General features: G+C 56.0%; 7 protein-coding genes and 1 pseudogene. 3 read left to right on the top strand and 5 right to left on the bottom strand.

The genetic code is table 11. From position 1 onward, the window contains the following. Nucleotides 1–7 precede the first annotated feature (7 nt). The 3 genes from BUB54_RS16725 to BUB54_RS16735 form a co-directional block, all read right to left on the bottom strand. Nucleotides 8–4999: a hypothetical protein gene (locus BUB54_RS16725; RefSeq protein ID WP_073211951.1), complete on the bottom strand. Its 4992-nt coding sequence runs from the start codon at nt 4997–4999 to the stop codon at nt 8–10. A 372-nt stretch (nt 5000–5371) separates the two neighbouring features. Beyond that, nucleotides 5372–5608 (bottom strand): DDE-type integrase/transposase/recombinase, encoded by a 237-nt coding sequence (locus tag BUB54_RS22190; RefSeq protein ID WP_148359244.1) that lies wholly within the window; start codon nt 5606–5608, stop codon nt 5372–5374. Nucleotides 5609–6010: 402 nt separating this feature from the next. Continuing rightward, entirely contained in the window at nt 6011–7594 is a 1584-nt protein-coding gene (locus tag BUB54_RS16735) for a winged helix-turn-helix domain-containing protein (protein ID WP_048880397.1), read from the bottom strand. A gap of 254 nt (nt 7595–7848) precedes the next feature. On the opposite strand from BUB54_RS16735, the pseudogene BUB54_RS20470 reads away from it, so the two are divergent. Further along, nucleotides 7849–7992 (top strand): annotated as a pseudogene (locus BUB54_RS20470) (transposase); the annotation flags it as partial. An 85-nt stretch (nt 7993–8077) separates the two neighbouring features. Here BUB54_RS20470 and pdxR read toward each other — a convergent pair. After that, a complete protein-coding gene (gene pdxR / locus BUB54_RS16745; RefSeq protein WP_073211952.1) occupies nt 8078–9520 on the bottom strand; it encodes a MocR-like pyridoxine biosynthesis transcription factor PdxR in 1443 nt (480 codons plus the stop codon). 81 nt (nt 9521–9601) lie between these two features. Here pdxR and BUB54_RS16750 point away from each other — a divergent pair, with 81 nt between their 5' ends. Beyond that, complete coding sequence (locus BUB54_RS16750; RefSeq protein WP_082075795.1) at nt 9602–10279, top strand: pyridoxamine 5'-phosphate oxidase family protein; 678 nt, start codon at nt 9602–9604, stop codon at nt 10277–10279. A gap of 309 nt (nt 10280–10588) precedes the next feature. Here the strand turns inward: BUB54_RS16750 and BUB54_RS16760 are convergent, their stop codons facing one another. Then, nucleotides 10589–10924 carry a hypothetical protein gene (locus BUB54_RS16760; RefSeq protein ID WP_048880393.1) on the bottom strand — a complete coding sequence of 112 codons (336 nt, stop codon included), beginning with the start codon at nt 10922–10924 and terminating at the stop codon, nt 10589–10591. A gap of 1064 nt (nt 10925–11988) precedes the next feature. On the opposite strand from BUB54_RS16760, the gene BUB54_RS16770 reads away from it, so the two are divergent. After that, a partial coding sequence (locus tag BUB54_RS16770) for a hypothetical protein (RefSeq protein ID WP_217652532.1) occupies nt 11989–12241 on the top strand: 253 nt, incomplete at its 3' end.

The raw sequence follows: 12241 nt of genomic DNA on the forward strand, positions 1-12241 counted from the left end.
ACTCACCTCACCATTTATAACTGGCTTGGAAGGTGAGGTTCTCCGCGCTTGTGGCGCTGCCGAACAGACCGCTCCAGCCTGCGGCCAAACGCCAGGGGCTATTGCCGATCAACTGGAGCCCAACCCCTGGGTTAAGTGCGCCAACGGGCGCCGCGAGGGCTGTTTCACGGGCGGTATAGGTACCCATCTGTTCAGTCACGGAGGCATGTGGATTGCCCAGCGTTCCCAGCCCACCGAGGCTGGCCCAGGCTGTCAGCATCCCATATTTCACCGGCACGTTATAACCGCCAGTGATCCCTGCCCCAAGCTGCGCCAGACTGGTGTTCAAGGCGTCATAATGTAGGTTCAGGATGCCGGCATTGGTTTCCTGAGCCGACCCCAACGCGGTATGCAGATAACTACCTTGGGCATAAGGCGCCAGGAAATACGGCGACGATGTCGGCAGCAGGCTGTATTGCAGTTGGGCGTCGAACCCTTCATAGACGCCGTTGCTGGCGGCCTTGGCCTGCCAGCCCAGGCTGGGCAGGTAACGGTTGATGTTGTCGGACATATGCCCAGCGCCAGCGCTGGCAGAAAGGCTCAGCCTGCCAACATTGTAGAGGCCATAGACCAACGCGCCGAAGGAAGTGCCATTTACCGATGAACCGCTGCCATTCGTAGAGGTATAGACATTCGAGACCGCGCCGCCGATCACCAGATTAGCAGAGACATCAAAGCCCTTGCCGATGACAAAACCCTTGGCATTGAAGTCATAACCATTATCGCTGCCAAAATTCCCGATGCCATGCAGCCAATAGCCCCGATCCACCTCGTTATCGCCACTGTCCATGCCGAGCGGGGCACCCAGCACACTCAACAGCGCGTTGTTCTGGGCATAGGCACTGGCGGCGTAGAACCGGCCCGTCGAGAAGGCAGGGGCCGCCGGGACAAGGTCCAGATACACATTATCAGCTGTATAATTGAGGGTCGGCGTCAGATACTGCTTCAGAGCCGTGCTGAAAGATGCCGTATAGCCAGCCGTGCTGAATGTGCCACTGACACCTCCTGCGGCCGTCACAATATCGTATTGATCTCCCCCGATATAGGCGCCGCTATCGACATTAATCTCGAGCGCGCCGGCCAGCTTGGCGCTTCCGGTTACAGCAAGCTGATCATAGCCGGTTCCGACAGTCGTAACGGGGCTGACCTCCACCTCCAAGCTGCCGCCGCTATTCTGCACATAATTACCATCGATGGTCAGAACCCCCATCGAGCCGCCGGGATAGACCACGCCATCGTTGGTAACATTACCCCTGATAGTGCCGTGGCCGCGAAGCTCACCCGCACTGCCGATAGCGACATTACTGTTGAGAACTGCGCCGTTATGGGCTGCATCGCCAACTTCTAGCAGGCCACCAGCGATATCCAGAGGGCTGGACGAGACGATGCTCAACAAGCCGTCAACCAACAGCGTGGCGCCGGTATCAATGACGCTGTTGCCGCCCATGTAAATATTGTCACCGAGCAGCAGGTTACCGGAGTCGAAGGTCAGATCCGCCCCGGCAATCTTGCTGGTGATGCTGCCGGTGGTGCCGTTATAGCCGGTCAGCACGCCGTAATCTGTGCCCGTGCCCCCTGAAATTTTCAGAGCCAGACTGGACGCGTTATCAATATTTCCTGCGACCGTACCAGAATTCGAGAGCTGGCCAATACTGCTGCCCGGTCCAATGTACAGAGCATCCTGCATACCCGTGATCATGCCGTTATTGGTCAGCATCCCGATGCTGCCGCCGGATTCGCTAATGCCAATAGACCCGGAGATGACACCAGCGCGATCGTTCGTGAGCGCGTTGATCGAACCGAAATTATAGATGCCAACGAAGTTTGTTGAGCCAGCTGCATTGCCGGTAATACTGACGTTGCTTGTGCTTGCGGTGATCGTGCCATCGTTGGTGATCGAGACGCCATCCGCCCCATTGTAGAGGCCGGCATCAATGAGAGCACCGATCGTGCCGCCAGTATTATCGACAGATAGGGCCGGGCCAGTAATGGTCTTGCCACTGGAGATTACATTTGTCCCGGTGCCGGTGATCGAGCCCGCATTGACCAACGTGCCAATCGCACCCTTTTCGTTGTAGATGTCGCCCAACGTCATCCCGGAAACCGTGCCGTCATTGACGAGGGTGCCAATGCTGCCGCTCCCGTTGTAGATGCCAGCGTATTTCCTCCCGGAGATGGTGCCGCTATTGGTTAGCTTACCGATGCTGCCGCCGCCGTTATCAACGCCAGAGGCACCGGAGATAGTACCGCTATTGGTTAGTGTTCCAATGCTACCACCGATGTTATCGATGCCAGAGGAGCTCGCTACGGAGATAGTACCGCTATTGGTCAGCGTGCCTATGCTGCCACCGGAGTTGCTGATGCCAATGGACCCGGATATAGCACCGCTATTGGCCAGCACGCCTATGCTGCCTTCGTTGTCGATGCCATTGGAGCCTCCGGAGATAAGGCCGGCACTATCGTTCGTAATCGCAATGAGTGAGCCAGCATTGTAGATGCCATCGACGGTCGTTAAGCCAGCCGCATTGCCAGTGATGCTGATGTTGCCTTTGCTTGCGACGATCGTTCCGTCGTTAGTGATCGAGACACCATCAGCCACATTATAGAGGCCAGCATCAATGAGGGATCCGATCGTACCGCCAGTATTATTAACAGATAGATCCTGACTAGTAATGGTCTTGCCGCTGTAGACAGCATTCGTCCCGGCGCTGGTGATCGAGCCAACATTGATCAACGTGCCAATGCTGCCACTCGTGTTGTTGATGTCGGCCTTGTTCCCTGAGATGATCCCACTATTGGTCAGCGTGCCGATACTGCCTTCATTATCGACGCCATAGCTGCTCCCGGAAATGCTCCCGGCACTATCGTTCGTAAGCGCAGTGATCGAACCTGCATTATAGATGCCGACGATGGCCGTTGAGCCAACTACGTTACCGGTAATACTGACGTTGCTTGTGCTTGCGGTGATCGTACCGTCGTTGGTAATCGAGACACCATCTGCCACATTATAGAGGCCAGCATCAATGAGGGATCCGATCGTACCGCCAGTATTATTAACAGATAGATCCTGACTAGCAATGGTCTTGTCGCTGGCGACGGCATTCGCTCCGGCGCTGGTGATCGAGCCAGCGTTGATCAACGTGCCAATGCTGCCACTCGTGTTGTTGATGTCGGCCTTGGTCCCGGAGATGATCCCACTATTGGTCAGCGTGCCAATACTGCTATACTCGTTGAGGATACCCGCGGAGCCTCCGGAGATCGTGCCGCTATTTGTCAGCGTACCGATTCCAGACCCGACTCTACCTTTAATAGAGCCGGAGTTGACAATGCCAGCAGTGCTACCTGAAACAGAACCGTTATTAGTCAACGTGCCAATGCTGCCAACCTGGTTGACGATCCCCGCGGAGCCTCCGGAGATCGTGCCGCTATTGGTCAGCATACCGATTCCAGCCCCGACTCTACCTTCAATAGAGCCGACGTTGATAATGCCAGCAGTGTTACCTGAAACAGAACCGTTATTAGTCAACGTGCCAATGCTACCAACCTGGTTGACGATCCCCATGTAGCCCCCAGAGATGATGCCATTATTGGTCAGCTTGCCAATTGTGGCTGTAACTGTGCCAGGGCCGGAGGCGCGATTAGAGAGACCAAAGGCGTTCCCAGAGATAACGCCGCTATTGGTCAGCGTGTTGATACTGCTACCGCCTTCGTTGATGACCCCATGGCCACTCCCGGAGATAGTTCCACTATTGCTTAGCGTGCCTACGCTGCCAAAGAAGTTGATCAGACCCGCTGAAGCTCCGGAGATAGTGCCGCTATTAATCAGTGTGTGAATACTGCCATGTTCGCTGTTGACACCGTCTCTACCCCCAGAGATAGTGCCATTATTGGTCAGCGTGCCGATTGCAGTTGTCAGAGTTCCCGTGCTGGCGCCGAGGCTGGTGATACCAACTAGGCTCCCGGAAATTGTGCCGTTATTAGTCAGCGCACCGATGCTGCCTTCGTTGTCGATGCCATTGGTGCCCCCGGAGATGCTTCCGACGCTATCGTTCGTAAGCGCAGTGATCGAACCGACATTGTAGATGCCAACGACGGTTGTTAAGCGAGCCGCATTTCCGGTGATGCTGACGTTGCTTGTGCTTGCGGTGATCGCGCCGTCATTGGTGATCGAGACACCATCCGCCTTGTTGTAAAGGCCAGCATCAATGAGACTACCGATCGTACCACCGGGATTATAGATAGACAGAGCCGGACTAGCGACGGTCTCGCCGGCGGCGATAATATTCCCCCCTGCACCGGTGATCGAACCCGCATTGATCAGCGTGCCAATGCTGCCACTTCCGTTGTTGATGTCAATGTCGCCTCCGTGGATAATACCGCCGTTGGTCAGCGTGCTGATGGTGCCGGTATTATTGACTATGCCAGCGTAGCTCCCGGAAATAGTGCCACTATTGGTCAGTGTGCCAATGGCGGCCGCGTTGATGACGATGCCACCAAGGTTGCCAGAGATACTACCGCTATTGCTCAGTGTACCAATACTACCGGCGTTGTCGACGACACCAGTAAGGCCACCGTGAATACTGCCGCTATTGCTTAGCGCGATAATCGTGCCTTCGTTGTCGATGCCTGCCCTGTTTCCGGAGATTGTGCCAGCATTGCTCAACGTGCCGATACTGCCGCTGTTTGTCAGCCCTCCCAAGCTCTGACTTTGGGTGACGGTACAACTCGCCGTTATGTTCGTTGAACAGCTTGCTGCCCTTGCCTGATGCGGGATCAGTCCGACGAGAGCGGTCGTCAGTGCCGTGGTGAGGAGAATGCGCGTGCGCGCAGTCTGAAGCTGGGTGGCACGGGTTTGCGCCGAGCGGGTCACGAGATGGCCTAACTCGTTAAAGTAGCCTGGGTTCCGCACCGCGCCGGCAAGTATTTTGCGCACCACATCGTTGCGTGCATTGTTCCGCACAACGTCTCTTTCTAGCTCCACCACCCCACCCCCCGGCCTTGCGCTGCAAGGCGTTCACAACTCGAAAAAATGCCGATAACCAACCTCACCGTCAGTGCACACACAATACGGGAAGCACTCACGTCAAAAAGCCACTCTTCACGATTTGCCAACAAATAGGCAAATAAGATTATTAACTAATTGGCAACTAACTTTACGTTAGATTTAGTTTGAGCATCAACCCACAAAACATGAAAAACTTTATGATCACGACGATTTAGCATTAAATCTAGATTGTTAGCCCGGCGCCCCATCTCATGGCGTTCAATACTGCCGAGTTCACGCATCTCGGCAGGGTAAGATCGTAACCCATCGATGACGACAGCCTCTGCCCTACGGGGTCGCTTGAGGGTTTTCTTCATGAAAGCCAAAGTCGCGGGTTTTCGTGACGTAGCTCTCGAAGATCTCGCCTTCGTAATCGACAACGCGCCACAGATAAAGCATCTCTCCATTGAGCTTTACGTGCATCTCGCCAAGGTGCCTCTTCCATTGCCGGAAGCTCCGCATTCTCAACACGCGCTGCCGTTGCATATCTGCAGCACATAGCGGGCCGAACCGGTTCCCCCACATGCGTACGGTCTCGTGGCAGATTTCGGTACGCCCTCGAACAGCAACTCCTCGACGTTCCGCAGGCTGAGCGTGTACCGAACATACATCATCACCACGAAGCGGATGACCTCGGGAAAGGAGTGAAAATAGCGGAACGGATTGGCGGGTTTTCACGGCCGGGGCATCGGCTGAAGTTACTGCTGATCAACCGCCGCGCCAACCGGTGCATTTGCTCTGACAGTGTCGTTTCAGTCATTGTCAAATTTTTACCCCCGCCCCCTATACGTTAATCCTGAGCCACTCCCACGCCAGATGGCGAAGGGCGCGGGCCTGCCGCGCCATCTCCGCGTTAATATCTCGCAAATGTTTGCTTAATATTTGATTCGGACAAAAATCGTCGGCCGGTAATGCGCGTGCGCACCGTCAGGCCGCAAAGTTCAGCCCCATAGTCCGGACAAGGAAGGGCGGAACGGCCTGCAGGCCATGAATGCGCGTGACCTGGGCAATCAGCCCGCGCATGACATTGGCGCGGGCCTGCTCCGGAATGATCTGCCTAGCGGAGGTAAAATAGGCATATTCCAGGGCATTCGCCGCGCCCGCCGGGCCGATCGCGGCCAGCGCCTGCGCCGAATCCAGGGACAGGCCGCGCTCATGCGGCGAGAATGTCCAGTCTACCATGCAGGCGATGTGCGACGGACAGGGCGGTGCTGTATCAACCTCCAGCAGTGCGACATCGAGCGCGGCGCGGTTCCCCGCCGCGAGCAAGGCAAGACACTTCATGACCCTGATATGCAACTGGAAATCCGGCCCCAGATCCACCCGCTTTGCACCTTGGTCGAAGTAATGCACCGCTTCGTCAAAACGGCCGCGGGCACTACGTAACTGCCCCATGAGGGCTAGGGATACAGTGGAATCCCCGGTCCGAGCGAGCGAGCGCTCGGCCAGATCTTCCGCGAGATCGAGATGCCCACGATCGACGAAATAGAGCAATTTGGCGGCAGCGAACATGAGCAGCGGATTGTCCTCCGCGGCCGGCAGATGCGCTAGGACCGTCGCCTCGATCTCGCGCTCCATGCGTTGGCGTTCCGCCAGTTCGATGGATTCGAACGGGTTCGTCACCGTCAGGGTAGAGAAGAGGTGCAGGCACCACTGCAACGCCAGATCGGCACTCAAAGGATCCTGCGCCCGTTTCTTCGCCAGTTGCGCGCCTTGCGCCCATCGCGGGTTCGATCCAAGCAGCACACTCGAGGCGGCGTGCAGACGGGCCTCGAGTGTGTCGCTCGGTGCGAGGCCGAGGCCGGTAGAGGCATGGCCGAGACAGCGGTGCAGGACGTCAAGCACAGCATTGGCAATCCTGTCGGCTTGCGCCGCAAGATTTTGGAAATTTTGCGGCTCGATCTCGAGGATGAACGAGGTGACAATCCGCTTCGACGGGAGTTCTCTCAGCGTCACCGCACAGCCAAGCACCGCATCATCGGTCTGGAAGCTGAGATTCAGCAGATGGCATGGTCTGTCTGCGGTATCGGGGCACCACGCGCCGTCAGCGAGGATCATCCGCTCTGGGCCGACGCTGACGCCGATGGTCTCCTGGAGACGTTCGACCAGCGCCGCGGCGCTCCGGGCCAAGGGATCGCCTTGGGCCGGAAGCTTGCTAGCGATGACCAGCAGCACATCTACAGGGGGTGGGGCGGCGCTCCGGGTCGCGACCCAGACATAGCCCTCGCCATAGCGGGTATTGATGAAAACCGGGGATTTGGGGTCGTCGCCCAGCTTCGCGCGCAGCCGGTTGACGAGAAAGTCGATATAGCGGTCGGAACGGTCCTCGTGTGCCGAGATCTCGTCCAGCAGGCGACTGCGTGTAAGGAGGCGGTTCGGATTGCGCGACAGCGCCAGCAGAACGGCACGCTCGTTCTTGGTGAAATGTATCTTAAACTCGCCCCGTTCTGCGAACAGGCAGTCGTCATTGAGCAGGAGATCGCCGTAAAGGGTATTCGCGCCGCTATTCACTGTAATCGATACCCTCCCGCGTTGTTTCGACCGATACAGCTATCGAATCAGGTAAATAGTCAAGGTGAAACGCCCGTAGCAGCGCACCGTCCGATCCAGCGCATCGTCCAAGTTCGGAGCGTGATCGATCTTGCCCGAAGGAAGTTTCAAAAGAGTCTGTTCAGCAATGAGTTGCGCTGAGGCGAAACCTCTCAAGGTTCCATCAAGCGCGGCTTAATGGAAAAGAGACGGAGGTTTCCCCGAGGCTAACCACCGCGGCCTTCCCGCAGACCATTGTTCAACCCTGCGTGGTGCATCTGATCCGCCATTCGATGAATTTCTGCAGTTGGAAGGATCGCAAGGCTGTGGCTGCCGATTTGAGCCCGATCTACGAAGCCCCGACCTCGGAGGAGGCAGCGGGAGCGTGCTCGGTGCTTTGATGATACCTAGGGACACAGCGTTCACCTAAGCGCTCTCAGGACAGAATTTCCCCACTCCCGCTTCTCAGTCCATGATCGATGAACTTGAAGAAGAGAGTACAGTCGCAATATCGCTGGCTATAATGGGAGCTTGATCGGGTAGGAGGCTTGCAATTCCACATAGAAGGCCCGAGCGGCTGGGCCCCAAATACATGGAGGAAAGCGGCTCCGGCGCATATCCGTAATGTGTCAATGCTTCGGCTATCGCGTTGTCGTTGATGCCCTGGTCTTTGAACCATAATGCCAGTTGCAAACCGCCAGCGCCGGGTCCGGGTTGAACATACGTGCTGCAGAAGCGTTCTATTGCCGCGCGGAAAGCCTTCATGCGTGTAGCATAACGCTCTGTCATACGCTTGATATGCGCGCCAAAATAACCATCACGGAGAAACGCCAGAAAAGTTGCCTGGACATGGACAGATACGGCTAAGCCTTCCTGGCTGAGTGCCTGTTGTATTTCGGCCAATAGACTCTGCGGCAACACAGCATAGGCAAGCCGCACGCCTGGGGCGAGTACTTTTGATAACGTTCCGATATAAGCAACACGACCGGCCGGGTCTATCCCCTGAAGCGCGGCGATAGGGCGTCCATCGAATTGGAATTCACTGTCATAGTCATCTTCGAGAATGAAAGCGCCGCTTTGCCGCGCAAATTCGAGCAAACGCAGGCGACGGGCCAGGCTCATGGTTACACCCGTCGGGTATTGATGAGAGGGAGTGACGTAGATGAGGCAGGGTGGCGGCAAATGCGCGACTTGCTCTGGGTCGAGGCCCCAATGATCAACAGGAATAGGCACAAGCTGCCCTCCAGCAGCATGGAGTATCTGGCGTGCCTTGGGGTAGGCGGGATCCTCGATCCAAACAGAGGCTGATTCACGTGTCGAGCAGCGCATTACGGCGCGTGCAATCACGGCAATGGCCGTGCGTGCCGAGGGGAATAGCACAATCTGCTCTGGCGTAGCCGCAACCCCACGGGTGACGGAGATATGCGCCAAAATAGCCTCCTTCAGCGCAGGCAAACCAAACGGAGCACCATAGCCGAGCGCTGCTTCTACTAGGCGCCTCGTTTCAGCGCCCTGGAGCCGCCCCCACAAAGCGGATGGAAACGAGGTTAAATCAGGCACCCCCGGTGCTAGTTGTGACGGACACAGAACTTGCTTGGGCACAGAAGTATGGGCAGTTCGGATCGGGCGCTGTACTGGTGCCTTGGGGGGTACGATATTGGCAACCCGGCTAGCTTTGCCGGCCGCACTCAGCAGATAGCCCTCAGCATGGAGCCGCTCATAGGCGCCCACCACCGTGGCACGAGCCACGCCCAACGATACGGCGAACTGGCGCGTCGAAGGCAAACGCGTGCCCGCCCGCAAGCCCCCGCCGAGAATGCGGGCGCGCAGGGCACGGTAGAGTTGCCCCTGAAGGTCACCCGCGTCACGGTTGAGGGTCACAAGCGCAGTTTGACTTTGACCTGACAACTGGTCTGCTCCTTTTTAAGAAACTGGTGTTTTCCAGCATACCAGACTGACTGCATAATGCACGGCAAAGGAGTTCAACCAATGACCGATGCCAGCATAGACGCACAGTTCCCAATCACTGAACGTAACCGGGTACGGCGGGAGCATTTCCGCGGCGGTTACGAGAAGGAAGCTGTTTATGCGGTGCTTGACGCCGCACCGCTTTGCCATGTGGGCTATGTCATTGATGGTGCCCCCTATGTTACCCCAACCATGCATTGGCGCCAGGGCAACAGGCTCTATTGGCACGGCTCCTCGGCCAGCCGCTTCCTGCGTGCGGCACAGGACATGCCAGTATGCCTTACAGCAAGCATGATGGACGGCTATGTGATGGCGCGCTCGGCCTATAATCACTCGGTAAATTATCGATCTGTGATGACATTTGGCACCGCACGGAAAATCGAGAGTGAAACGGAGGCCACTGAAGCACTTCGGCTGTTTGTCGAGGGAGTCTTTCCTGGGCGGTGGGACAGTTTACGTCCGATGACGAGCCAGGAATTAAAAGCAACAACGGTTTTGTCGATGGAAATTGAAAGCGCAAGCGTGAAAATCCGCACTGGTGGCCCTGGCGACCCGGAAGAACATGAGGTTCCAGTGTGGGCGGGGGTCATTCCCATGAAAACGACTTTAGATAAAGCCGAACCGGCCGAAGAGTTACCGCCTGGCTGTGCATTACCGGATTACTTAGCGGACCTCATCGCTTCTGGGCGGCTACGTTGATTGATACGCACTCTCATCGTGTCTGTCGCGTGGGAGATACACACTCATTACGGCTCGTCCGCGCTCTTAATCAGTCTTTCTAGTTCGATGACCAAGCCCATCAAGGATCCTTCCGGTCGTAACAGCCATGTCCCCAACAAAAAAAGGACTGACAGTACGGCAACAATTATAAGGAAAACGGCAATAGCATCATACAGCCCATCATGGAGATTCCTGACCTCGAGGAATACAAGCCAGGTGATGGCGCTAAAACTAAACACCCAGCTCGACCATTTTGCGACCCGGTGCGCCGCTTCAGTTTTTCGGAGTTTAGCCATGGCTAGCTGATGGCCGAAGGTTGCCAGCGCTTGGCTCGACAGACTCTTCACCATTCCCCTGGCAAAATTGAACAAATATATTGAGGTAAATTTCCGCGGCGACCATCGCCTCTCTGGCCCGCTTGAATTTTTTCGGGCCACCGTCTGTTTGTAGCAATCCAAATGAACTTCCCAGGGCGTCAGCGTAGACAAGTGGAACCATGGCCATCCATGGTTCACCACGCTTGGCGCGGCTGACTTCAGCTTTGCCAATACAGACAAAGCAGTTTTCATTGCGCTTTTCCCAGGAAAATTGGCGCAGCCGTACGACCCGTGTTGAGGCTTTCAACTTCTGTTCCCGCCTTAATACTTGGGGTAAAAAAGCCGCACTTCGCCCGCTGCGCGGTAAACCTCGCAGGTCCTAAGTTCTGGTGCGGAATTTGCGGCGCACTCAAATCCGCCTTGGCTGTAACTGCCAAAGCTTCAGGCGCAAAAAAGTGCGCGAAGTGGACTCAGTCTTAGATGAGCCTACGATGAATGTATCAGCATTTTTGCCTCCGACAGGCTCGTCAGCGGTGCGCCCCCGCGACAATACTTCCTCAACCCTGATCGGGGAGTTCGAAAGCCGAATCAGACCGGCCCCTGCGACCTTTAGTTTCGCGGGAAACCTGGACATACGTCGCAGGCCCCCCGACCGACTGGTCAAAGGAACTTTGGCACCCTAACGGCGAGTGCCGAACCGTCTGATTAGGGGTTTCGAAGCCCCAGAGCTGCGCGTACAACTCCAATGCTGATATAGCACGGTAGCGGCGCATAGGAAGAGGAATACAAAAAGAATAACGCCCGATATCTCAGCTTGAGTCAGTGAATTGAGCGCAAGTAGTCGATAAGATTTCTACTGAAGAAGCAAGGATACTGATTACGTCTCAGGCTTATCAACAGGGATGTAATTGACTTCACCGCGAGGGCCGAAAGAAATTCCCAATTTGGTCAACGCTTGTTCGAGTTGTAATAACTTATTGACTGTAAGCTTTGGGGGGCCATTTACAGCTTCGGCCTTAAGCACAGTCGTTCGACCGACACCGGCTAATGACGCTAACTCAGTAACCGTTAAATTAGCATAAGCCCTCGCTGCTCGCAGTTGTCCCCCAGTAATCATATTCCGTCCATATATCCTTGGTGCTGTATGATAGCTACCAAGGACGAAGATTTATAGCCCCCAAGGAAAGATACTAAAAATCAAACAAAAACGACTTTTAGTATTGATTTAGTTTTTTCTAGTCTTATAATGATGTCTACGGGCATCACAAAAAGTGGCGACCGTAGCAAGTTCTAAAGCCAATGAGAACGGCTGAGCTGTGAGTTGGCCCTCACGAGCCCAGCCTGGCCCATCACATTTTTTGGAGATTTCAAATGCGAGAGGTTACCCCCGTTATGCCGTCTGCTGATCGTCCCCGCCAGTCCATTCCGGCCGGGCCATTCCGTACGCCGGTCCGTGACACCCCACCATTGCCAGAGCTGCTCCCCGCCGGCAGCCTGCCCAAAGGCGATCCAGCCCGGGCCATCATGACCGGCCAGGCCGGCGTCAATCTGGTGCAATCCTGCTTTTTAAATTGGGGGCTGCCCGCCCACACCGCCATGGAGGGGATGTCCTATGACATCATTG

The sequence above is a fragment of the Acidocella aminolytica 101 = DSM 11237 genome (assembly GCF_900129125.1).
In the GTDB taxonomy this organism is placed as follows: Bacteria; Pseudomonadota; Alphaproteobacteria; order Acetobacterales; family Acetobacteraceae; genus Acidocella; species Acidocella aminolytica.

Coding starts and splice junctions, on each gene's coding strand:
- BUB54_RS22190 (WP_148359244.1), bottom strand. CDS start 5,608: ATGTGGGGGAACCGGTTCGGCCCGCTATGTGCTGCAGATATGCAACGG.
- BUB54_RS16750 (WP_082075795.1), top strand. CDS start 9,602: ATGACCGATGCCAGCATAGACGCACAGTTCCCAATCACTGAACGTAAC.